The 23,225-nt window shown below is 63.1% G+C and carries 19 protein-coding genes and 1 pseudogene; 12 read left to right on the top strand and 8 right to left on the bottom strand.

The genetic code is table 11. From position 1 onward, the window contains the following. The first annotated feature begins 26 nt into the window (after window positions 1–26). From GGD67_RS04185 to GGD67_RS04175, 3 genes are read left to right on the top strand one after another with little or no spacing between them, the layout of a single operon-like run. Entirely contained in the window at window positions 27–2,780 is a 2,754-nt protein-coding gene (locus GGD67_RS04185) for a decarboxylase (protein WP_179731039.1), read from the top strand. Window positions 2,781–2,792: 12 nt separating this feature from the next. Continuing rightward, complete coding sequence (locus GGD67_RS04180) at window positions 2,793–4,493, top strand: aspartate:alanine exchanger family transporter (RefSeq protein WP_179731037.1); 1,701 nt, start codon at window positions 2,793–2,795, stop codon at window positions 4,491–4,493. Window positions 4,494–4,513: 20 nt separating this feature from the next. Continuing rightward, window positions 4,514–4,948, top strand: a complete 435-nt coding sequence (locus tag GGD67_RS04175) for a hypothetical protein (RefSeq protein WP_026202281.1) — start codon at window positions 4,514–4,516, stop codon at window positions 4,946–4,948. Between the two features lie 54 nt (window positions 4,949–5,002). Here the strand turns inward: GGD67_RS04175 and ppk2 are convergent, their stop codons facing one another. Both ppk2 and GGD67_RS04165 read right to left on the bottom strand, forming a co-directional pair. After that, window positions 5,003–5,803 (bottom strand): polyphosphate kinase 2, encoded by an 801-nt coding sequence (gene ppk2 / locus GGD67_RS04170; protein WP_018319936.1) that lies wholly within the window; start codon window positions 5,801–5,803, stop codon window positions 5,003–5,005. Window positions 5,804–5,843: 40 nt separating this feature from the next. Further along, on the bottom strand, window positions 5,844–6,296 hold the full coding sequence (locus GGD67_RS04165; protein WP_018319937.1) for a hypothetical protein: 453 nt from the start codon (window positions 6,294–6,296) through the stop codon (window positions 5,844–5,846). A 162-nt stretch (window positions 6,297–6,458) separates the two neighbouring features. Between GGD67_RS04165 and GGD67_RS04160 the strand changes: the two genes are divergently transcribed. The 7 genes from GGD67_RS04160 to GGD67_RS04130 all read left to right on the top strand — a co-directional run bounded on the left by GGD67_RS04160 (window position 6,459) and on the right by GGD67_RS04130 (window position 14,357). Next, window positions 6,459–6,875: a hypothetical protein gene (locus tag GGD67_RS04160; RefSeq protein ID WP_179731437.1), complete on the top strand. Its 417-nt coding sequence runs from the start codon at window positions 6,459–6,461 to the stop codon at window positions 6,873–6,875. Further along, window positions 6,868–8,100, top strand: coding sequence for an HlyD family secretion protein (locus GGD67_RS04155; protein WP_179731035.1), 1,233 nt, complete (start codon window positions 6,868–6,870; stop codon window positions 8,098–8,100). Before GGD67_RS04160 ends, GGD67_RS04155 begins: the two co-directional genes overlap by 8 nt. A gap of 90 nt (window positions 8,101–8,190) precedes the next feature. After that, the gene (locus GGD67_RS04150; protein ID WP_179731033.1) at window positions 8,191–10,083 is read left to right on the top strand and encodes a HAMP domain-containing sensor histidine kinase; all 1,893 of its coding nucleotides are present in this window, start codon (window positions 8,191–8,193) and stop codon (window positions 10,081–10,083) included. Window positions 10,084–10,191: 108 nt separating this feature from the next. Then, entirely contained in the window at window positions 10,192–11,172 is a 981-nt protein-coding gene (locus GGD67_RS04145) for an ABC transporter substrate-binding protein (RefSeq protein WP_179731031.1), read from the top strand. 113 nt (window positions 11,173–11,285) lie between these two features. Continuing rightward, window positions 11,286–12,989, top strand: a complete 1,704-nt coding sequence (locus tag GGD67_RS04140; protein WP_179731029.1) for a DUF3300 domain-containing protein — start codon at window positions 11,286–11,288, stop codon at window positions 12,987–12,989. Beyond that, complete coding sequence (locus GGD67_RS04135) at window positions 12,986–13,903, top strand: DUF2950 domain-containing protein (RefSeq protein ID WP_092252067.1); 918 nt, start codon at window positions 12,986–12,988, stop codon at window positions 13,901–13,903. Before GGD67_RS04140 ends, GGD67_RS04135 begins: the two co-directional genes overlap by 4 nt. A 7-nt stretch (window positions 13,904–13,910) precedes the next feature. After that, complete coding sequence (locus GGD67_RS04130; RefSeq protein WP_244550579.1) at window positions 13,911–14,357, top strand: hypothetical protein; 447 nt, start codon at window positions 13,911–13,913, stop codon at window positions 14,355–14,357. 182 nt (window positions 14,358–14,539) lie between these two features. On the opposite strand, the gene lpdA is transcribed toward GGD67_RS04130, so the two are convergent. Genes lpdA through GGD67_RS04105 form a run of 5 tightly spaced genes read right to left on the bottom strand, consistent with a single transcriptional unit; the run spans window position 14,540 to window position 19,751 of the window. Next, on the bottom strand, window positions 14,540–15,937 hold the full coding sequence (gene lpdA, locus GGD67_RS04125; RefSeq protein WP_179731027.1) for a dihydrolipoyl dehydrogenase: 1,398 nt from the start codon (window positions 15,935–15,937) through the stop codon (window positions 14,540–14,542). A gap of 4 nt (window positions 15,938–15,941) precedes the next feature. Continuing rightward, window positions 15,942–17,213, bottom strand: a complete 1,272-nt coding sequence (locus GGD67_RS04120) for a dihydrolipoamide acetyltransferase family protein (protein WP_179731025.1) — start codon at window positions 17,211–17,213, stop codon at window positions 15,942–15,944. Window position 17,214: 1 nt separating this feature from the next. After that, complete coding sequence (locus tag GGD67_RS04115) at window positions 17,215–18,228, bottom strand: alpha-ketoacid dehydrogenase subunit beta (RefSeq protein WP_018319947.1); 1,014 nt, start codon at window positions 18,226–18,228, stop codon at window positions 17,215–17,217. Window positions 18,229–18,231: 3 nt separating this feature from the next. Then, window positions 18,232–19,491 carry a 3-methyl-2-oxobutanoate dehydrogenase (2-methylpropanoyl-transferring) subunit alpha gene (locus GGD67_RS04110; RefSeq protein WP_049814964.1) on the bottom strand — a complete coding sequence of 420 codons (1,260 nt, stop codon included), beginning with the start codon at window positions 19,489–19,491 and terminating at the stop codon, window positions 18,232–18,234. Beyond that, window positions 19,488–19,751, bottom strand: coding sequence for a hypothetical protein (locus tag GGD67_RS04105; RefSeq protein WP_157644358.1), 264 nt, complete (start codon window positions 19,749–19,751; stop codon window positions 19,488–19,490). Before GGD67_RS04105 ends, GGD67_RS04110 begins: the two co-directional genes overlap by 4 nt. 135 nt (window positions 19,752–19,886) lie before the next feature. Between GGD67_RS04105 and GGD67_RS04100 the strand changes: the two genes are divergently transcribed. Then, window positions 19,887–20,399, top strand: coding sequence for an Lrp/AsnC family transcriptional regulator (locus GGD67_RS04100; RefSeq protein WP_179731023.1), 513 nt, complete (start codon window positions 19,887–19,889; stop codon window positions 20,397–20,399). Between the two features lie 107 nt (window positions 20,400–20,506). On the opposite strand, the pseudogene GGD67_RS04095 reads toward GGD67_RS04100, so the two are convergent. Beyond that, window positions 20,507–21,076, bottom strand: a pseudogene (locus tag GGD67_RS04095) (MFS transporter); the annotation flags it as partial. A gap of 178 nt (window positions 21,077–21,254) precedes the next feature. Here GGD67_RS04095 and GGD67_RS04090 point away from each other — a divergent pair. Beyond that, window positions 21,255–22,307 (top strand): NAD(P)-dependent alcohol dehydrogenase, encoded by a 1,053-nt coding sequence (locus GGD67_RS04090; RefSeq protein ID WP_179731021.1) that lies wholly within the window; start codon window positions 21,255–21,257, stop codon window positions 22,305–22,307. The last annotated feature ends 918 nt before the right edge of the window (window positions 22,308–23,225 follow it).

Below are 23,225 nucleotides of genomic sequence, written 5' to 3'. Positions count from 1 at the left end.
GCACCGCCGAGGATCGGGAGAGACGCATGTCCAAGGACACCAAGCAGGCGCAAAAGCGGATCGATCAGTTCTTTTCCGGGCCGGGCGCCCGGGCGGATGACTGGCGCGACCTCGTGGAGGCCGCGAAGGCGTGGGCCCGTGTCGGCAATCGCGCTGTCTACGATGCGGCACTGGCCGAGCTCTCGGTAACCGAGGAATTCTACGGCTATCCCGGGCTGCATCTGATGGCGGCATTGCGGGAGGCCGCGTCCGCGGGAGATGGGGCAACGACGCTCGCCCTTGCGACGCGGATTACCCAGGCCCTCGCGACCCGGTCTTTCCGCCAGCATGCCGGCGACTGGAGCGCGAAGGATGACGGCAATGGGGATGCGCCCGAGCTGGTGCCACCGACATTCGGTGCGCATACGGCTCGCCGGCCGTATTTCGAAACCCTGATCGTGACCGGCGTGTCATCCAGTCAGTGGCCGGCGCTCGCCGCCGAATGGCGCAAGTTGCGGCGTCCAATCGATGGCTTCATCTATGAGCCCGTCATCGTCGGCAGCCTGGAAGACGCGTTCTGCGCGACCATGCTCAATCCCAATATCGCGGCCGTCATCATCAACGAAGGCTTCGGGCTGCGCTCGCGCCACAATGCACCCGTGCTGCGCTCGATCACGGCTTCGGCCGGCCTCAACGACGAGTCCGACGCCTCTGCGCTCCGGCTCGCCCAGATCATCAAGCGCGTCCGTCCCGAGCTCGACCTCTACATGATCTCGAACCGCGACGTCGAGGAGTTGGCTGGAAACCCTGAAGCCAACGTCGTTCGCCGCATCTTCTACTCCGTCGAGGAGCTTCTCGAGCTGCATCTGTCCATCCTCGAAGGCATTCAGGATCGCTACGACACCCCGTTCTTCGACAATCTGAAGAAATATGCGCAGCGTCCGATCGGCACGTTCCATGCTTTGCCGATCGCCCGTGGAAAGTCGATCTTCAAGTCCGACTGGATCCGCGACATGGGCGAATTCTACGGGCCGAACCTGTTCCTGGCCGAGAGCAGCGCCACCACGGGCGGCCTCGACAGCATGCTGGAGCCGACCGGCAACATCAAGAAGGCGCAGGAGAAAGCGGCGAGGGCGCTCGGCGCTGACCGCGTCTTCTTCGTCACCAACGGCACGTCGACATCGAACAAGATGGCGGTGCAGGCGCTGCTCGCGCCGGGCGACATCGCGATCGTCGATCGCAACTGCCACAAGTCGCACCACTATGGAATGGTTCTGGCGGGTGCGCAGCCGCTTTATGTCGAAGCCTTCCCGATGACGGAATACTCGATGTACGGCGCGGTGCCGCTGAAGACGATCAAACAGGCGCTGCTCGGCGCCAGGGCCGACGGCCGGCTCGACCGCGTCAAGATGATCGACCTCACCAACTGCACCTTCGACGGCCACATCTACAACACCCGCCGGGTGATGGAGGAATGTCTCGCTATCAAGCCGGACCTGATCTTCCTCTGGGACGAGGCCTGGTTCGGCTTCGCGCGCTTCTCGCCGTTCCTGCGCCGGCGCACAGCGATGGGGGCGGCCAACGAGATCGAGGCGTGGATGCACGACCCGAAGTCGGTCGCGGCCTATGAGAAGCAGCAGGCCGAGCTCGGCAAGAACCCGTCGGATGAGATGCTGCTCAAGACCCGGCTGATTCCCGATCCCAGGCAGATCCGCCTGCGCGTCTACCAGACCAACTCGACCCACAAGTCGATGTCGGCGATCCGGCAGGGCTCCATGCTCTCGGTCAAGGACGTCGAATTCCACACGGTCGAGCAGCAGTTCAAGGAGGCCGTGTTCACCCACGCTTCCACCAGCCCGAACCAGCAACTCATCGCCAGCCTCGATATCTCCAGGCGGCAGATGGAGCTGGAAGGTTACGGCCTCGTGGCCAATGCGATGGAGATCGCGCTTGCCATTCGCCAGGCGGTCAACAACAACCCGCTGATCTCGAAATATTTCCGCATCCTCGGCGCCGACGCCATGGTGCCAGCCCAGTATCGCCAGAGCGGCTTTACCGATTATCTCGCCGCGGGCGTGAATTGGGTCAACACCCTCAAGAGCCTGGATGAGGACGAGTTCTGCCTCGATCCGACCCGTATGACATTGGTGTGCGGCATGGCCGGTTATGACGGCACCCAGTTCAAGGGTATCCTCGCCAATGAGTATAACATCCAGGTCAACAAGACCTCGCGCAACTCGGTCCTGGTCCAGTCCAACATCAACAACACCCGCAGCGACGTCGCGCATCTCATCCGCGTCCTCGCCGAGATCGCGGGCGAGGTCGATCGCGGGTTGGCGCAGGGCGGCGTTAATGCGAAGAAGACGTTCGAGGCACGGGTCAAGAGCCTGATGACCGACGTACCTGATCTGCCCAACTTCTCGCATTTCCACCCGAGCTTCCGCGGCGATGCCGGCAGCAAGACCAATGAAGGCGACATTCGCAGCGGCTTTTACGCTGCCTACGACGTGGCGGGTTGCGAGCACATCCGCCTCAACGATCCCGAGATCGATCGCCGGCTCAAGTCGGGACCAGAGCTCGTCTCGGCCAATTTCGTGATCCCGTATCCGCCGGGCTTCCCGATCATGGTGCCCGGTCAGGTCATCACGCAGGAGACCATCGACTTCATGCGCAAGCTCGATGTGAAGGAGATCCATGGCTACGACGCTAAGGAAGGGCTGAAGCTCGTCCGCTCCGAAGCCTTGGCGAAGATCGGCAAGCCCAGGCCCGCCGCGACACCGAAGTTGAAAGCGGCATCTTAGAGGGGATCGAACATGCAGGGCTTTTTCACGTTCCTGCAGCAGAATCCGTACCTGCTGCTGTTCTTCGTCGTCGGCCTCGCCGTCTATATCGGCCGGGCCAGCATCAAGGGGTATGGCCTCGGCATGGTCGCCGGCGCCATCGTGGTCGGCGCCGGCGTCTCGGTGTGGTCGTCGACCTACGGCGTGAAGCTCGAGCTGAACAATTTCGCCAAGAGCCTGTTCTACTATCTCTTCATGTATGGCGTCGGGTTGCGTGTCGGGCCGTCCTTCATCAACAGCCTGAAGGGCGACGGCTTGAAGTTTTGCATCCTGGCCGTGATATCGAGCGTGATCGGACTGGCGCTGGTGGTGATCGGCGCCAAGATGTTCTCTCTCCCGCCGGGCGCAGCCGGCGGCATGTTGGCGGGATCGCAGACCATGTCGGCGGCGATCGGCTCGGCCGAGCAGGCCGTCACGTCGGGCGTCGTCAAGCTGCCCGAGGGAATGAAGCCTGAGGATGCCTCAGGCATGATCGCGCTGTCCTACGGTATCACCTACATCTGGGGCACCGTCGGCATCATCCTGATCTGCAAATACCTGCCGCGCTGGTGGGGCGTCGACGCCAGGGCCGCCGCGAAGCAGTACGAGCGGGAATTCGGCGTCAAGGATCTCGAAGGCGGCGGCCTGACCGGCTATCGTCAGTTCGGTCTGCGGGCCTACCGGCTGGAGAACCCGGCGACGGTCGGCATGAGCATCGCAAAGTTCCGCGCGATAAATCCGGAATACCGGATCGTCAATGTCGGGCGGAACGGCGAGCCGCAAGGCGCGGATGCCGACCTCGTGCTGCAGAAGGGCGACATCGTCGCCCTCGGCGGCTCGACCGAGCACCTCACCGAGAAGATGGGCCTGATCGGTCCGGAGGTCTCGGATGCCAAGACGCTCGGCATTCCCATGGACCAGGCGGACATCCTCATCACCAACAAGGAGATGGTGGGACGTACCTTCGAGTCCTTCCGCGACACCGCGATTGCCGGCCAGCTGCAGGTCACCAAGGTCGAGCGCGGCGGTGTGCAGATTCCGGCCGGTCTCAAGACCAAGCTGGAGCGGATGGACATCGTTTCCGTGGTCGGCTTGAAGTCTGCCGTCAACGAGCTCGGCGAGATGTGGGGCCGCATCGCCCGGTCCAACACCTCGACCGATCTGCTGACGCTGGCTGTCGGCATGATCATTGGCTTCCTGATCGGCAAGATCGAATTCCCGGCATTCGGCGCCAAGGTCGGCCTCGGCAACGCCGGCGGTCTGCTGCTATCGGGTGTGATCGTATCGTCGATCGTGTCGCGTCTGCGATTCTTCGGCAATACGCCGAACGCGGCGCGCAACGTGCTGGAGGATCTCGGCCTCGTGGTCTTCGTGGCCATCGTCGGCGTCAATGCCGGCGCGGGACTGCTGTCCCAGCTCACGGGTGCAGTCGCCTTGAAGATATTCCTGGTCGGCTTCATTGCGTGCACGATCCCGCCGTTCATCGTCTGGGCGATCGGCTACCACGTCTTCAAGATCAACCCGGCCGTGCTGATGGGCGGCGTTGCCGGCGCGCGGTCGCACTCCGGCCCCGCCCGCGAGGCTGCGGTCGAGATCCAGAGCTCCGTGCCCTGGATCGGCTTCCCGGTCGGTTATGCCGTCTCGGGCATCCTGCTCACCGTGTTCGGCTACTTCGCAATGATCCTTGCGCAATGATCAAGAGGGGGAAGAAAGTCATGAAGAAACTTGCCGTTGGCGTCGCCCTGGTTGCCTCGATTGCGGCCCTGACCGGTCTCAGCACGCCGTCGCGTGCCGAGACCGGCGAGGTCGCCGTCGTCTTCACCAAGGGCGGCTTCATCGTCGGTGTCGGGGGCGGTGAGGGCGTTCTGCTCCTCAGGGGCAAGAAATATCCCTTCACCGTCTCCGGCATGAGCGTCGGCCTCACCGTCGGGGCCTCGACCACGAAGTTCGTCGGTCGGGCGCTCAATCTGAAGGGGCCAGCATCCATCGAAGGCTCCTATGCGGTGGGAGGAGCGGGCGGAGCCGTGGCCGCAGGCGCTGGCGCCGTTCAGCTGCAGAACGCCAATGGCGTGATCCTTCAGCTCAGCGGTCCGAGGGTTGGCGCGGAAGTGTCGGCTGCCGTCGGCGGTGTCACGATCCGCCTGAAGTGATCCTGAGGGCAATCAGGGCAATCGGGCTGCCTCACCGGCAGCCCTTTTCGCGTCTCAATACCGCTCGGCGACGAAGTTCATCCCCTTCAGGCCGGCCTGGTCGTTGTAGCGGCCCTTCTCGGAGCGCTTCGGCAGCTTGATTTTGTCCTTCTTGATGCGCTTGTAGGGAATCGCGCCGAGGAGATGTGCGATGCAGTTCAGCCGCGCCTTGCGCTTGTCATCGGAGCGGATGATGTACCACGGCGCTTCCTTCGTACTGGTCTGCTTGAGCATCAGATCGCGAGCTCGCGAATAGTCGTACCAGCGCCGGTAGGACTCCAGGTCCATCGGGCTCAGCTTCCATTGCCGCACGGGATCATCGATCCGGGCGTGGAAGCGACGCTCCTGCTCGTCCATTCCGACCTCGAGCCAGATCTTGATCAGGATGATACCACCGTCGATGACGTATCTCTCCATCTGCGGGCAGAGGGAGAGGAAGCGCTGGTGCTCGGCGGGCGTAGCAAAGCCCATGACATATTCGACGCCGGCGCGGTTGTACCAGCTCCGGTCGAAGATCACGATCTCGCCGCCCGCCGGAAACTGCTCCATGTAGCGCTGGAAGAAGAGCTGTGTCTTTTCGCGGTCCGACGGCGCCGGCAGCGCCACGACGCGGAACACGCGCGGGCTGACCTTCTCGGTGATCGCCTTGATCGTGCCGCCTTTGCCGGCAGCGTCACGGCCTTCGAACACGATGATCACCCGGAGCTTGTTCGCCCGCACGTAGTCCTGGAGGTGACAGAGCTCGACCTGGAGCTTTTCCAGCTCCTTCTCATAGTCCTTCCGCTTCATTCGCTCCGCGGGCGCATCCTTGGCCATGCCGGTCCTCTCGCTGCTGAGCTTGTCAATCGCCCCAGAACTAATCGTCCCAGGAGATGGTCACGCCGATATCGCCGGGCACGCCGCCCGGGAATTCGATGATCTGGTAGGCGATGCGATAGCCGCGCGGTTTCAGATAATCGGTCCAGAGCTGGAAGATCTCCTTGGGGATGCCGGTCAGCGTGGTCTCCCAACCCTTTTCCATCTGGTTGATGGCGCGCCCCCTGTCGGTGCAAAGCGAGTTGGGGAAGCGATAGACCAGCACCTCCGTCAGGCCGTTTCGCACCGCACGCTGGATGATGGTCGAGGCGAGTTTGATCTTCTCCTCCTCGCTCTTGCCGGAGGGTTTGCTGAGCCGCTCGATCAGCGCGCGCTTCTCGGCTTCGACCGCTGCGGCGAGGCGGACATACTCCTCGGCTTTCTCGGCCTCCTTGAGGGCGGCTTCCTTCCGAATCTGGGCGGCGTTGGGGATGAGATCGTCGAGGCCGGGCATGGCTTGCGGCTCCTGATGGTTATCCAATCAGCATCCAGGAAAGGCTAGGTCGGGCGGAGGGTGTTCCCTTGATTCAAATCAAGCAAACCGCGGCCTGCCGAACACAATATCGCACATGCGCATTTGATCGGGAGAGACGCTTTGAGCGACCAGCTTCATCCGATGGCTCCGCACCATTTGCCGTTTTATCTGGCGCCGGGGAGCGGGACCGATACGCTGATGGTTGTGATGGGGCTGTTCCTGATCGGCACCGTGCTCTGGGTCGGTACGCTCTATTGGAAGCTGCACAGCCTGCCCGAGCGGATGGCGCACAAATCACAAAAATTGCAGTTCGAGCTCGTCGCGGTGCTCGGCCTGATCTCGTTGTTCACGCACATGCATATTTTCTGGGTCGCCGGCCTCCTGCTCGCGTTGATCGATCTTCCCGATTTCGGCACCCCGCTGCGTAGCATCGCCGGGTCGGTCGAGAAGATTGCAGAGGCGGCGCCTGCCGCCGGTGGCGAAGAGATGCGGACGGAGGCCGCGACGCCTCCCGCACAGAAGCCGGAAGCCGCAAAGAAGGAGCACAGCCATGTTTGAGCTGATGTTCTGCTCGCTGCTGACGATCCTGCCAGACTATCTCTATCGCCGCTACGCCCAGGGCAAGCGTTTCGGCAGGGAGATCACCTTCTTCTCGGTCTGGTACGAGCTGCGCTGGGGCATCACCGGCTGCCTGATGCTTACGGTGTCGCTGATCACCATGATCTTCTACTTCCATCCTTCGACGTCATCGGCGACGCTCTATTTTCGCACCGTGCCGATCCTGCCCGAAGGCTCCGGCCGCGTTGCCGAGGTCAAGGTTGGCTTCAGCGAGCCGGTGAAGAAGGGCGACGTGCTGTTCACGCTCGACGCCTCGAAGCAGCAGGCCGCGCTCGAAACCGCCAGGCGGAAGGTTGCGGAGGTCGATGCCGCCATGCAGACGGCGCAGGCCGACGTGGTCAAGGCCGAGGCGCAGATCGGGGAGGCGAAGGCGAACTATCAGCAGGCCAAGGACGAGCTCGAGGTCAAGACCGAGCTCCAGCGCCGCAATCCCGGCATCGTTCCGCAGCGTGATATCGACAAGCTCCAGGTTTTGGTCGATCAACGTCAGTCCGGGATCGATGCCGCGACCGCCGCGAAGCAATCCGTATCAATGCAGGTCTCCATCCTGCTACCGGCGCAGAAGGCCAGCGCGGAGGCCGCGCTCGACCAGGCCCAGGTGGATATCGACAAGACCTTGGTCCGCGCCGGTGTCGATGGGCGCGTCGAGCAATTCCTGATCCGTCCCGGCGACGTCGTCAATCAACTCATGCGGCCCGCAGGCGTTCTCATCCCGGAGGGGGCCGGCCGCAAGATGCTGCAGGCCGGGTTCGGCCAGATCGAGGCACAGGTGATGAAAGAGGGCATGGTGGCGGAAGCGACCTGCATCTCCAGGCCATGGGTGATCATCCCCATGGTGATCACGACAGTCCAGGACTACATCGCGGCCGGACAATTCCGATCCGGGGAGCAATTGGTCGATCCGCAGAACGCCGTCCGCCCCGGCACCATCCTGGTGTTCCTGGAGCCGCTTTACAAAGGTGGCCTCGAAGGCGTGACGCCGGGCAGCAGCTGCGTCGTCAATGCCTATACCAGCAACCACGAGGAGATCTCGGCCAAGGGGACTTCGACCAGCCGGAAGATCGCCTTGCACGTGGTCGACGGTGTCGGCCTGGTGCACGCGCTGCTGCTGCGCATCCAGGCGCTGCTGCTGCCGATCCAGACGCTGGTGCTGAGCGGGCATTGAGCTGTGAAGCCGCCCCCGGGGCCTGTCGCAGCGGTGCAATTCCCGCTAGAATTGCCGCGACAGCAGTTGCTGGAGCTGCAAGGATGGAGCATGAGCGGGCGCACGTCCATCTCCAAGGTCAGGCCAGGGGCCGTGACGGCGCTATACTGTCTCGCGCTGCTTTTCGCCGTGTGCCTGTCCGCTGGGCGAGTTGGTGCAGTCGAGCGGAGTCTCCGTGGCGAGCTGAAGCGCGTCCTGGTATTGCATTCATTCGGCCGTGATTTTCGGCCGTGGAGCGAGTATGCGCGCGACATCAAGGCCAAGCTCGAACGGCAATCGCCCTGGCCACTCGATATACAGGAGCACGCGCTGCTCACCGCGCGCTTCAACAATCCCGGTCCTGAGGCACCTTTCGTCGACTATCTGCAATCGCTATACCAGGGAGCGATGCCCGACATCGTATTGAGCATCGGCGCGCCTGCGGCCCGGTTTGCGCAGAAATACCGCGGAAGATTATTCCCTGATGTGCCATTGATTCTCTCCGCGGTCGAGCATCGGCTGATCAATCGCGCCGATCTCAGCGACAACGACGTCGTCGTGGCGATCCGCAACGATTTCATGGCCGCGTTCCGCAACGTTCTCCAGATTTTGCCTGACACAAAGTCGATTGTGGTCGTGATCGGTGCCTCGCCGCTCGAGAAGTTCTGGGTGGAGGAGGTCAAGCGGGAACTGCAACCCTTGGGCGAGGAGGTCGAGCTGGTCTGGTACTCGGACTTGTCATTCGACGAAATCCTGAAGCGCGCTTCAAAGCTGCCGCCGCACACCGCGCTGTTCTGGGGGCTGATGTCGGTCGATGCGGCCGGGGTCGTCCACGAGAGCGACATCGCCTTGCGCAGCCTGTACGCGGCCGCGAATGCCCCGATCTTCTCCTACCAGGAGCCGTTCTTCGGTGACGGCACCGTCGGTGGACCGATGCATATGATCGCGGAAACGAGTTCCAGGACCGTCAGTGCGGCGATTGGCATTCTCGGCGGCGCGAAACCAGCGAGCATCAGTTACGAGCCGATCGGATTCGCCGCGCCGAGATATGATTGGCGCCAATTGCAGCATTGGGGCATCAGCGAGAGCCGTTTGCCTCCCGGCAGCGAAATCATGTTTCGCGAACAGAGCATCTGGGAGCGCTATCGTTGGCAGATGCTGCTGATCGCGTCCGTCATTCTGGTGCAGGCCGGCCTGATCAGCGGGATGCTGCATGAGCGCCGTCGGCGCCAGATCGCCGAAGTCGAGTCACGCCAGCGTCTGGCCGAGCTTGCTCACGCCAACCGCTATTCGGCCGTTGGCGAGTTGACCACGTCGATCGCCCATGAACTGAACCAGCCGCTCGGCTCCATCCTGACCAACGCCGAGACTGCGGAGCTGATGCTGAAGGCCGCTTCGCCCGACATCGACGAGATCCGGCAGATCCTCGCCGACATCCGGCGTGACGATCAGCGGGCCAGCGAAGTCATCCGCAGGCTACGCAGTATTCTGAAAAAGACGCCGTTCGAGGTCAAGGACATCGAGCTCAACGATATGGTCCGCGAAGCGATCGGCCTTGTGCGGGCCGTCGCCGATGGACGCCGGATCACATTGATCTACACGCCTGTCCTGGCCGACCTGCATGTCAGAGGCGATCCGATCCAGCTTCAGCAGGTCGTTCTCAACCTGATCATCAACGCGATGGATGCGATCTTCGACGCAGATCCCGGAAAACGCCAGGTCAGCGTCTCGACCCTGCGCGTCGGCAACGAAGCGGAGATCCGGGTCTTCGATACTGGTCCCGGGATTGCCGCTTCCGACCTTGCGAACGTGTTCAATCCGTTCTTCACGACCAAGCCCCAGGGCATGGGTATGGGGCTCGCGATCGCCAAAACCATCATCGAGGCCCATCACGGCACGATCTCTGCCGAAAACCAGGCCGCGGGCGGCGCGCTCTTCACGATCCGTCTTCCGATCCTTCACTGATCGCCGGTGTCTTGATTTTGATCAAGCTCACGGGATCGGCGAAGCCGTTTCCTTCTCGCAATTGCGCGATGACCGGGATGGGTGCGCATGTGGGGAGTGTCGGTGGCCATGAGACGCCGTGAGTTCATGTCGCTGGTTGGTGCCGCGGCGGCGTTCCCGGTCTTGGCGCGGGCCCAGGACAGAGCGCCGTTCGTCGGCGTGCTGACCGGCAATGTCGCCGGCGATCCCGGCGCGCAGATGCGTGTCGATGCCTTTCAGCAGGGGCTCACCGATCGTGGCTGGATCGCCAACCAGAACTATCGCCTCGAGGTGCGCTGGCCGGGTCCCAGTCCGGCACGCCAGCAATTGGAGGCGCTCGAGCTCATTGCCGCCGGGCCGGACGTACTGCTTTCGACCAGCACGGGCACGACCCGGACGCTGCGCGATGCCACGCAGCGAATTCCGATCGTCTTCGTCGGGCTCTCCGATCCCGTCGGGACCGGCCTCGTCGCCAATCTGGCGCGGCCGACCGGCAATCTCACCGGCTTCTCGCTCTATGAGCACTCGATGAGCGGGAAATGGCTCGGTCTGCTGAAGGATATGGTGCCGGGAATGAGCCACGCGGCGCTGCTGTTCAATCCGGAATCGTCGCCCTATGCGCCGTTCTATCTTCAGGCGGCGCACCAGATGGAAAACCGGCTCGGTCTCAAGGTCACCGGTGCCAGTGTCCGGAGCGGGGCCGAGATCGCGGCGGCCATCGAGACCGCGACACGCGACGGCGGCGGCCTCGTCGTGCTCCCTGATGGCGGCTTCTTTGGGGCCCAGAGCGCGATGACGATCGCGCTGCTGACGCAGCGCCGCGTGCCCGCGATTTTCGCGGTCCGCTTCTACGCGGTGAACGGTGGGCTGATGTCCTATGGCGCCGATCTCACCCAGCAATTTCGCGACGGCGCCGGCTACGTCGATCGCGTCCTGCGCGGCGCCGAGATTCGATCGCTCCCGGTGCAATTCGCCACCAGGTTCGAGCTCGTCATCAACATGAAGGCGGCCAATGCCCTCGGGCTGACGGTGCCGGCCCGCCTGCTGATGGACGCCGAACTGATCGAATGACGCGTGGCTCTCGCGCTGCAGCAGCCACGAGGGCCTCGTTTCGTTGATCTCGATCAACAAACGTCTGCGTCCCGGCCCGATCGTCCCACCCTGGAAGTGCAAGGGAGGATGCAATGTTTCGCTGCGGCAAGACCCTGATGGCGCTTGCGGTCGTCATGGCGACATCGTTCGCCGCATCGGCGCAAACCAACACGACGCCTGCGGCCCCGTCTCCGCAAGCGCAGCCGGGTCCTCCGCCTGCGCCGACGGCCGAGCTTCTGAAGCCGGAGCAGCTCGAGGCCTTGGTGGCGCCGATCGCACTGTACCCAGACGAGCTCCTTGCCAATGTGCTTGCCGCCTCAACCTATCCGTTGGAGGTGGTGCAGGCCGACCGCTGGCTGAAGGAACGCAAGACCCTGAAGGGCGATGCGCTGAAGACGGAGGTCGAGAAGCAGGCCTGGGACGACAGCATCAAGGCGCTGGCCAGCACTGCCGATGTCCTGACCATGATGAGCGATCAGCTCGACTGGACCAAGAAGCTCGGCGATGCCTTTCTCGCCCAGCAGCCTGACGTGATGGATGCGATCCAGCGCTTGCGCAACAAGGCCTATGACAACAAGAAGCTGGTCACGACCAAGCAGCAGAAGGTCAGTGTCCAGTCGCAGGAAGGCAAGCAGGTCGTTGTGATCCAGCAGGCCAATCCCGCGGAGATGTACGTGCCGTATTACGATCCGGCGACGGTCTATGGCAGCTGGCCCTATGCAGAGTATCCGCCGTATTATTGGGGCTACCCGTCCTATATCGGCGCCGGCGTGGTTGCGGCGGGCCTCGCTTTCGGCACGGCTTGGGCGATCGGGCGCTGGGGCAATTACTGGGGCGGCGGCTGCAATTGGGGCAACCGCAATGTCTACGTCAATCATCGCACCACCAACATCGGTAACGGCTGGCAGCATAATCCGGCGCATCGCGGTGGCGTGCGCTACAACAACAGCAACGTTCAGCAGCGTTTCGGCAACAACAACCTGAAGGCCGGCGTGTCGGACCGGATGGATTTCCGCGGCCGTGACGGCAACCAGGTGCTGCGGCCCAACCAAGGTGCTGGAGATCGCGCCGGCGATCGCGCCGGTGACCGTGCTGGTGATCGTGGTGGTCCCGGTGATCGCGCAGGCGATCGTGCGGGTGATCGTGCGGGCAACCGCGGCGATCGGCCCGGCGGTGGCGATCGCGCTGGAGCCGCGGATCGTGCCAAGGGCGGCGGCGACCGTGCCAAGGCTGCAAACAAGGGTGGCGGAGATCGCGCCAAGGCCGCCAACCGCGCCGGCGGCGGCGCGGCAGCCAACCGTGGTGGCGGCAATCGCGGCGGTGCGATGAACGTCTCCTCCGGCCGCTCGGCCGCGGCGGCGTCCGCGCGCGGACGATCCAGCATGGCAAGCATGCCGCGCGGTGGCGGCGGCGGACCGAGCATGGCCGGCCGCGGCGGCGGTGGCGGAATGGCAATGCGGGGCGGTGGCGGTGGCGGATTCCGCGGAGGCGGCGGTGGCGGCTTCCGTGGCGGTGGCGGCGGTGGCCGGCGCTCCGATATCGCGTTGAAGCATGACATCGTCCTGCTCGGTCATCTCGCGAACGGCCTCGGCTATTATCGCTTCAGCTACATCGGCAACGACAAGGCCTATGTCGGCGTCATGGCGCAGGAGGTCGAGCAGGTGATGCCTGCCGCCGTGATCCGCGGCAGCGATGGATATCTGCGGGTTCGCTACGAAAAACTCGGACTGACATTCCGCAGCTATGGCGACTGGCTCGCCGGCGGCGCGAAGATCCCTGCGGAGGTGACGCCATGACCGGCTTGAAATCATTCCGTCGCGCGATGTTGCCGGGACTCGTGGCGCTGGCGCTGCTCGGCTCAGCATCGCAGGCGCAGCAATCCTTCAAGACGCCGGAAGATGCAGCGGCCGCGCTTGCCGCCGCGGTCAAGAACGGACCAGACGATATCCTGAAAGTGCTGGGCCGCGCCGCAGACGACATCGTCTCGTCCGGCGACGAGATCGCCGACAACGACATCCGCCAGCGCTTCACGTCGATGTATGACGCCAAGCACGGCATCAAGGCGGAGGGCAACAAGACGGCGACCCTGATGCTGGGGCCCGATGACTTCCCGTTCCCGATTCCGCTGGTCAATACCAAGGCCGGCTGGGAGTTCGACACCGACGAGGGACGCATCGAGGTGCTGCGCCGGCGCATCGGCCGTAACGAGCTCGACGCGATCCAGACCGCGCTCGCCTTTGTCGACGCGCAGAACGAATACGCCGACAAGGACCGCGGTGAGGGCGCCGGCGTCTATGCGCAGCGCATCGTCTCATCGCCCGGCAAGAAGGACGGCTTGTTCTGGCGCGACGACAGCGACCCGAGCCCGCTTGGCGCGCTGGCGGCCGAGGCCTCGAAGGAGGGCTATCGCGCGGGCGACGTCGGACCTGCGCCCTATCACGGCTACTATTTCCGCATCCTCAAGGGGCAGGGCCGCGATGCGCCCGGCGGCGCGCTCGACTATGTGGTCAAGGGCAAGATGATTGGTGGTTTCGCCCTGATCGCGTGGCCCGCGGAGTACGGCAATTCGGGCATCATGACCTTCCTGGTCAATCACGCCGGCACCGTCTACCAGAAGGATCTTGGCAAGCGCACGGCGTTTGTCGCCGAGCGCACCACGCTGTTCGATCCCGATGAGACTTGGAAGAAGGTCGATGCCGCAAAACCCTGAATGGCGCATGTCCATGCGCCGGCGCCGGCTCGGCCTGATAGCGTTCCTCCTGTTGGCAATCGGACTGACCATGCCGGCGACCCCAGCCTTGGCGCAGGCGTCCGGTCACGTCAGGGCCAAGATCGTCAAGGCCGGCCTTCTGGTCGGCGGCGGCGCCGGGAATGGCGTGCTGACCTATCGTGGCAAGTCCTATCCGTTCAGGATCAGCGGCCTGAGTTTCGGCATCACGGTCGGCGCGACGGTCGGCCGGCTCGATGGCTGGGCCTCCGGGATCCGCGAGGTCGGCGACTTTGCCGGCACCTACAGTTCGGTCGGCGGTGGCTTTGCTCTGGTCGGCGGCGTCAGCGGCGCCCACCTCCGCAACGAAAAGGGCGTGACGATCGTGCTGCAAGGCCCCAAGGCGGGACTCGAGCTGGCGGCCAATATCAGTCAGATCACGATCTCTCTGCGATAGGACGACAATCGAGGAAACCGGTCCTGCCGCAGCAACATCGTGGTAGCGGCAGCTCACAATCTGTTGAGACATCGGACCATGTTCTCTGATGCTTGATCGTCCTTGGTCTCCCTCGATGACCAGTGACCGGACGTACGTTGTGGCGCCAGTTGGCAGCTCTACTGCGCAGGTGGCGCCTGTGCTTAGATATGAATCGCATGCCCTAGCGACTTCAGCGCAGCTTCCTGAAAGGCTTCGCTTTGGGTTGGATGCGCATGGATGGTCATGGCGATATCCTCCAGCCGCGCGCCCATCTCCAGCGCAAGAGTGAAGGCTGCCGAAAGCTCGGCGATGCCGGCGCCGACGCCCTGGATACCCAACAGGAGGTGGTTGTCGGCTCGCACGACCGTCCGGATGAAGCCGTCTTCCCGATCCAGCGTCAATGCGCGGCCGTTGGCCTTGAACGGGAAGAGGTCCGTCTTGACGTCGAATCCCCTGCTGCTCGCCTCGTTGGGTGACAGGCCGACCGTGACGAGCTCGGGGTCAGTGAAGCAGATCGCCGGGATCGAAACCCGGTCCCAGGCGCGACGGCGGCCGGCAACGATCTCGGCTACCATCTCGCCTTGCGCCATGGCGCGATGCGCCAGCATTGGCTCTCCCGTGACGTCTCCGATCGCGCAGATGCCGTGCATCGAGGTGCGACATCGGTCGTCAATTCGAATGAAAGGTCCGTCCATATCGAGATCGAGCTGCTCGAGGCCAAAGCCACTCGTCACGGGTCTGCGGCCGACCGTAACAAGAATCTTGTCGGCTGCGAGCGAAGCCTGCTCACCATTGGCGGTCTCGACCGCCAGCGCCGTTCCGTCGGTGGTGAGTGCTTTCACCTTTGCGTCCGTCAGAACCGTGACCCCGAGCGCGGTCAAGCGTCTTGCGACGGGCTCGCTCAGGTCGCGATCATATTGCGGGAGAATGCGTGGCGCGGCCTCGACGACCGTGACGGCCGTGCCGATTTTCGCGAATGCAGTACCGAGCTCGAGACCGATGTACCCGCCGCCGACCACGACAAGCGTCTTCGGGATTTCGGTGAGCGCTAATGCCTCGGTCGAAGAGATCACCCGCCCGCCGAAGGGGAGAAACGGTAGGGCGACCGGCTCGGAGCCTGTCGCAATCACCACCGTTTCGGCATGGATCACCTGCCGGCCGGATTGCGTTTCGACCTCGACGGTCTTGCCGTCGCGGAAGCGAGCGTAGCCGGCCACGAGCCTGACACCGGCCCTTCTCAAGAGACCAGCCACACCGCCGTTCAGACGTCGGACGATATTGTCCTTCCAGGCGATGGTCTTGGCGAAGTCGAGAGACGGCTTCGCGGTGGTGATGCCCAGTGCGCTCTCGCCCGCCGCGGCGCGCGCAATGGTTTCATACTCACCGGCCGCATGGATCAAGGCTTTGGAAGGAATGCAGCCGACATTGAGGCAGGTTCCACCCGGCTTCTCGGCCTCGACAATGATCGTATCGATGCCGAGCTGGCCGGCACGGATCGCGCAGGTGTAGCCGCCGGGGCCCGCGCCGATGACAAGGAGCTTGCACGTGATTTCGGTCATCATCCTACCCGTCAATGAAGATCATGGCGGGTGTCTCCAACTGTGTCTTGATCCGCTGCACGAACTGGGCTGCATCGAACCCATCGATGACCCGGTGGTCGAAGCTGGACGACAGGTTCATCATCTGACGCGGCACGAAGGCGACGCCATCCCAATGCGGACGGATCGCGATACGGTTGACGCCGATGATCGCGACCTCCGGATGATTGATGATGGGCGTCGTCGCGAGCCCGCCCAGCGCGCCGAGCGATGTGATGGTGATGGTCGAGCCGGTGAGCTCGTCACGGGTGGCGCTGCCGTTCCGAGCCGCTTCCGCGAGCCGTGCCACCTCGGCGGCGCAACTCCAGAGGTCGCGCGCTTCCGCATGCCGGACGACGGGGACCACGAGGCCGGCCGGCGTTTGCGTGGCGATCCCGATATGAACGCCTGCGTGCTGGTGAACGATCCCGGCCTCGTCGTCGAAATGGGCATTGAGATGCTGCTGCTCGGCGATCGCGCGCACCATGGCGCGCATCAGGAAGGGCAACATTGTCAGTTTGGGTCTACCCGGCTGCTTCTGGCTGTTGAGCTTCGCGCGCAAATCCTCGAGCGCGGTGACGTCGACCTCTTCGACATAAGTGATGTGCGGAATGCGCGAGCTCGCAACGGACATCTTCTCGGCGATCTTGCGTCGCAAGCCGACGATCTTGATGTCGGTGACCGCGGTTTGCGTTGGATACGGCGTCGCCGTCGTTCCGGTGCGGCCGCGCGCGAGATGGGCGTCGAGATCATCATGGGTGATCCGCCCGGCGGGACCCGTGCCGCGGATCTGACGCAAGTCGACGCCTGCCTCCCGCGCGCGGAGCCGAACCGCGGGGGCGGCGAGAGGCCGATCGCCTGCGTGGTGGGGTGGCGCCGCAGAGGGCTGCGACTTCAGCATGTTGGGCGGCTCGCGCGCCATGCGCGGGGCGCTTGCGGCAACGTCAGGCTTTTTGGCCAAAGTGCTTGCCGTGGACGAGGCCGACTTCACTGCCTCCGCCGCTGGCGCGCTTTTGCCGTCCACCTCCAGCCGAACAAAGTCCGAGCCGATGGCGAGAACGTCGCCCACACTGCCGGCGAGCCAGATGACCCGTCCGTCCGTCGGCGAGGGAATTTCAACCGTCGCCTTGTCGGTCATGACGGCACCGAGCACGGCGTCTTCGCGCACGACATCGCCGACCTTCACGTGCCATTCCACCAGCTCTGCTTCCGCAATGCCTTCGCCGACGTCGGGCAGCCTGACCACGCGCTCGGCCATCTCAAGCCTCCAGCGTTTCGATCAATGCGCGGCCGACACGCGCAGGGCCCGGAAAGTAGTCCCATTCCTGGGCATGCGGGTAGGGCGTGTCCCATCCGGCGACACGCACGATCGGGGCTTCCAGATGATAGAAGCATCGTGTCTGGACCAATGCGCAGAGCTCAGCACCGAAGCCAGAGGTCAGCGTCGCCTCGTGCACGATGACGCAGCGTCCGGTCTTCTTGACCGAGGCTTCGATGGTGTCGAGATCGAGAGGCAGCAGCGAGCGAAGATCGATGATCTCGGCATCGATGCCGGATTCGGTCGCGGCGGTCTCGGCGACGTGCACCATCGTCCCGTAGGCGAGGATGGTGACGGCCTCACCCGGCCTGCGGATCGCGGCGCTGCCGAGCGGAATTGCAAAATGCCCGTCGTCGACTTCGCCGAGATCATGCTTCGACCACGGCGTTACCGGCCGGTCGTGATGACCGTCGAATGGACCGTTATAGAGCCGCTTCGGTTCGAGGAAGATCACGGGATCGGGATCCTCGATCGCAGAGATCAGCAAGCCCTTGGCGTCCCGTGGGTTCGACGGCACGACCGTCTTGATACCGCAGACATGCGTGAACAGAGCTTCCGGGCTCTGGCTGTGTGTCTGGCCGCCAAAAATGCCGCCGCCGGTCGGCATGCGCACCACGAGCGGGCAGGTGAATTGACCGTTGGAGCGATAGCGCAACCGCGCGGCCTCGGAGACGATCTGGTCGTAAGCCGGATACATGTAGTCGGCGAACTGTATTTCGACACAGGGTTTCAGGCCGTAAGCCGCCATGCCCACTGCGATGCCGACGATACCGAGCTCGCTGATCGGGGTATCGAAGCAACGGCTCGTTCCGTATTTCGCTTGCAGGCCCTGGCTGGCGCGAAACACGCCCCCGAAATAGCCGACGTCCTCGCCGAACACGACGACGTCGTCATCGCGCGACATCATCACATCCATGGCCTCGCGAATCGCCTCGATCATGGTTTTGCGCGGCATCGCTCAGACTCCCGCTTCCTGGCGTTGCCGTCGCAGGTGCGGCGGCATCTCCGAGAACACGCCTTCGAACATGTCACGCGCCGAGGCATGCTGAGGTGAATGCAGCGTGCCGTAGCCCTCGGCCTCCTTCTGCGCCGCGATCACTGTGTCCATGATCTCCGCCTCGGCCTGCTTGTGCCGTTCCTCCGACCAGGCGCCGCGCACGATTAAATGATTCTTCAGCCTGATCACGGGATCTCCGAGGGGCCACGCTTCGGACTCCGTCTTCGGCCGATAGCCCGCGGGATCGTCCGAGGTGGAGTGCGCGCCGACGCGATAGGTCACGTGCTCGATCAGGGTGGGGCCAAGATTGCGGCGTGCACGCTCGCACGCCCATTTCGCGACGGCGTGGACGGCGAGGTAGTCGTTGCCGTCGACGCGTAGGGCCGGAATGCCGAAGCCGAGGCCGCGCGCCGCGAACGTGCCGGAGCCACCTCGCGCGATGCCCTGGAAGGTCGAGATGGCCCATTGATTGTTGACGATGTTGAGTACGACCGGCGCGCGATAGGTCGAAGCGAACACGAGGGCCGCGTGGAAGTCGGATTCAGCGGTTGCGCCATCGCCGATCCAGGCGACCGCGATCTTCGTGTCGTTCTTGATTGCCGAGGCCATCGCCCAGCCGACCGCCTGAATGTATTGGGTGGCAAGATTTCCCGAGATCGTGAAGAAGCCGTGCTCCCTTGAGGAATACATCACGGGCAGCTGGCGCCCCTTCAGGGGATCGTTTGTGTTGGAATAGATCTGGCAGGCCATCTCGACCAGGGAGTAGCCGCCGGCGATCAAAAGTCCGGCCTGGCGATAGGTTGGAAAATTCATGTCTCCCGGATTGAGCGCCTTGCGGAAGGCGCAGCTCACGGCCTCTTCGCCCATGTGCTGCATATAGAACGAGGTCTTGCCCTGACGCTGCGCCATCTGCATGCGCGCATCGAACGCACGCAGCGTCATCATGTGACGCAGGCCCTCAAGCAGTTCGTTGTCGGAGAGCGCACCTGCCCAGGGACCGACGGCCTCGCCGTCGCGATTGAGCACGCGGATAACCGAGAAGGCGAGATCACGAATCGTCTCGGCATCCACGTCGACGTCGGGACGATTGACCTGGCCTGCGCGCGGAATGCGGATGTTGGAGAAATCGGGCGTGCCACCCGGGCGAACCGCGGGCTCCGGCACGTGCAGCCTCAGTGGCGGATGCTCGGCGGATGGAGCCGCCCCGTCTTGCGGGATCATGTCACGGATGAGGTTGGGGTCGGGCATTGGCTTTCACCTCTCACCTCGATTGCATCGACGCAGAATAACGCACCAACGCGCCGAACGAGCCGGTCGATGACGTCGCGGTCATTGATGTCTATGGAAGCCGAGATGCGGCAGGCATCCGCATCCGCCCGCGCACTGAGAGCAGCAAGCGGCAGCCCTGCGACACGGGTCTGGTCGAGCAGGCGGCCGAGTGCGGCGTGCATATTGCTGGTCTGCAGTTCGAGAACAAACACCGCATGCGTCTCATTTTGGTAAGCACATCGTACTGGCAAAAGCCGGGATTGTCGTTCTTTTGATCTGGGTGTAGTCTAAAAATGCGGTAAGAATTTTCTAAATAAGTATAGCAAAGCGAGAATAGGATTCTTGGTATGGCATCGACCGGACGTGCCAGAGGGCCTGTCAAAGCTCCGCGCAAGGATGCACTTCGGCTCGACGAGATCGATCGCAAGATCCTGCGTGCCTTGCAGCAGGATGCGCGCCTGACGACGGCGCAACTCGCCGACAGAATCGGGCTCTCCGCCACGCCATGCTGGAACAGGCTGAAGCGTTTGGAGACGCAGGGCTATATCGATGGCTACGTCGCGCTGCTCAATCAGGACAAGCTTGGCCTGCCCGAAACGGTCATCATAGAGCTGACGCTCGACCGCCACGACGAGGAGATGCTCGAGCGCTTTGGCCAATTGCTTACGAATTTGCCGGAGGTGATCGAGGCCTATCTCACCACCGGCGATTACGATTACATCGTGAAGGTCGCGGTCGAAAGCACCGCCGGCTATGAACGCTTCCTGCGCGAAAAGCTCTATCGCATCCCTGGCATCCGCCACAGCCGGTCGTCGTTTGCGCTGCGCTGCCTGAAGAAGCTGACCTCGGTCCAGGTCTAGTAAGGGATCAGGGCACTCCGTCGCACCTAATCGCTTCTGACGCTGAGTCCCCCATACCCCAAGTTGGGAAATGGGCCTCGCATTTGCCACGGCGATGCTGGAAAGGCTTATCGCCCCGGCTCGGCGAACTCGTGCTTGCTCTCGTGCCCGCCGACGAAGACCAGGATGCCGGCGATCAAGGGCAGGATCGCGAGCACGAGCAGCCCTGTCGAGGTTTGCCCTGTCGCTTCCTTGACCCAGCCGATCAGATAAGGACCGCCAAAGCCGGCGAGATTGCCGATCGAGTTGATCAGCGCGATCGCGCCGGCCGCCGCCGTTCCCGAAAGCCAGGCTGTCGGCAGGGTCCAGAACACTCCAAAGCAGCAGAATACGCCGACGGCAGCCACCGTCAGCGCCACCATCGTCATGGTGGGATCGGTGAGATAGGAGGAAACGGCGAGCGCAATTGCGGTCAGGATCAGCGGCGCGCCGACATGCATCACGCGCTCACGGGTGGCATCCGAATGCCGCGCCCACAGGATCATCGCGATGGTGCCGAACAGATACGGGATCGCGGTGACGAAGCCGGTCTGGGCGTTGGTCAACCCGAACGCCTTGACGATCTGCGGCAGCCAGAACTGCATGCCGTAGAGAGCGCCGACGAAGCCGAAATAGATCGCGCTCAGCGCGATAGCCTTTCTGCGTTGCAGCGCGGACGTCACTTTTCATCCATGATGAAACAACCGCGCAGCAAAGTCCACCCGCGGCCCGGACAATGGCTGTTGGCGCCGCGACATGAATCTACTGGCACAAAAAATGCTGAGGCTCGAATGACCCGACGGCGCACCGAAGTTCGCCGGGGGCACGGAGGAGAAAATGAGAGCCCAAGTATTGAGAGCCTACGACGAGAAACTTTCCAACGACCTTTGGGTCGGGGAAGAGAAGGTGCCTGATCCGAAGCTGACAAAATCAACGGACGTCATCGTCCGCATCGGTGGTGCGGGCGTATGCCGAACCGACCTTCACATCGTCGAAGGCGTGTGGAAGCCGCACATGGATCCGAGCGGTGACAAGCTGCTTCCCCTCATTATGGGGCACGAAAATGCAGGCTGGATCGAAGAGGTTGGCAAGGAAGTCGAGGGACTAAAGAAGGGCGATCCTGTCATCGTCCATCCGAAGATCAGCGGCGGGACGTGTCTCGCCTGTCGCCGAGGATTCGACATGCACGGTCCTGGAACGTTCCCAGGCCTCGATTGCAACGGCGGCTATGCAGAGTTCCTTTGCACCTCAGAACGCAACATCGTCCCGCTGCCACGGACTTTGGCGCCAAAGGATGTCGCGCCATACGCTGATGCAGGCCTCACCGCCTATCGCGCTGTCAAGAAGGCCACGCGTCACCTTTTGCCAGGCGAATCTTGCGTTGTTATCGGTGCGGGAGGGTTGGGCCACATCGGAATCCAGTGCCTCAAAGCGATGTGTGCGGCCGACATTATTGTCGTCGACAAGTCCGAAGCTTCGCTACAACTGGCCGAAAAATCAGGCGCCGATCATCTCGTGAAAGCTGACGGCCACGAAGTGGAAGCCGTTCTGGGCCTGACCGGTGGAAACGGTGCGGAAGCAGTGATCGACTTCGTCGGCGAGAAGGGCACGACGTCGAAGGGCCTGGCAATGACCCGTCCGATGGGCAGCTACTACGTCGTCGGTTACGGCGAGGACATTCGGGTGCCGACAGTTGACATGGTGATAACCGAGAAGAACATTATCGGCAATCTGGTCGGCACATGGGCCGAACTAACCGAGCTGATGGCCCTTGCGGACCGAGGTCTGGTTGAGCTTGCCACGGCCGAGTATCGCCTTGCGGACGCCAATAAGGCCTTGCACGATCTCAATGCCGGCAAAATTCATGGACGGGCCGTGTTGATCCCTTGAAGGATAGCTGCATCATCCATCGCGAGCATGCATTTCCTCGCGATGGATCGAGCGAGCGGCCATCGTCATGCTCGCGTGGTGTCGTCTGACGCCGTCACCGGAGCCCCGGCCGCGTCACGCGCTGCAGCAGTCCAATCAGATCGGGCTCACACAAGCTCATATCGCAGTGCAAACACCGCAAAGGTGGACAGTGGTCTGATCTCCGGAGTCTCATTGTGCGCCATCGTCTCAATCTGCATCGTTGTCAATCTCATATCGATATGATCGCTTAGGAACGCCGTATGAGGTTCGTCCTCGTCAATGGCAGAACACCGTGGCTGAAGACGTTCTGCATGTCTTGCTCAGAGCCCATTCACGCTCACTATCTGAGAGAATTCAGCACCGGGCTCCCTTTCTGCGATCATGATTGCTACGCCCAGTATACGGAACGCTGGATCGAGAAGGTCCGGCAATCAAACCAGGCGGCCGGTTTCGAGGGCTATCGCTAGTCCGAGTGGGCGGGCAACGAGCCGGTCTCGGCAATGCGCGGCCTTCAACGCGAAAGAGTCTGTCGCATCGAGGAGCTGTGTTCAATTCCCAAAGCGCCCAACGTATTGCCCGGGGAAATTCTGGCGCTGCTGCAGCGCAAACATTGCGCCGCGAAGTGGCGGTCTCCGCGTTGCTCCGATTCTCATTTTGCAACTCTTGTCGCAGTTTGCATTTCCGCGGCTCGCCAACCGGGAGCCGCGACGTCTCCGTCAGTGCTGATCCTCACCTCCGGCAGTCAGAAATCGATTTGGCGGGGCAAGAGAGCGCTGGCACGCCCATTGCAAAGCTGTTTGGCACAACAACGCTGACTGCTCCGTCCGGGGCGAGCCGCGAAAAGAACGAGGGAAGGGGATGTCAAGCTGAGGGCGAACCTCGCGCGGGCTGACTCAA

The organism is Bradyrhizobium sp. IAR9 (assembly GCF_013408065.1).
Lineage (GTDB): Bacteria > Pseudomonadota > Alphaproteobacteria > Rhizobiales > Xanthobacteraceae > Bradyrhizobium.
Note: the sequence above shows the minus strand (reverse complement) of the source record. Positions and strands in the feature narration are given on the sequence as shown.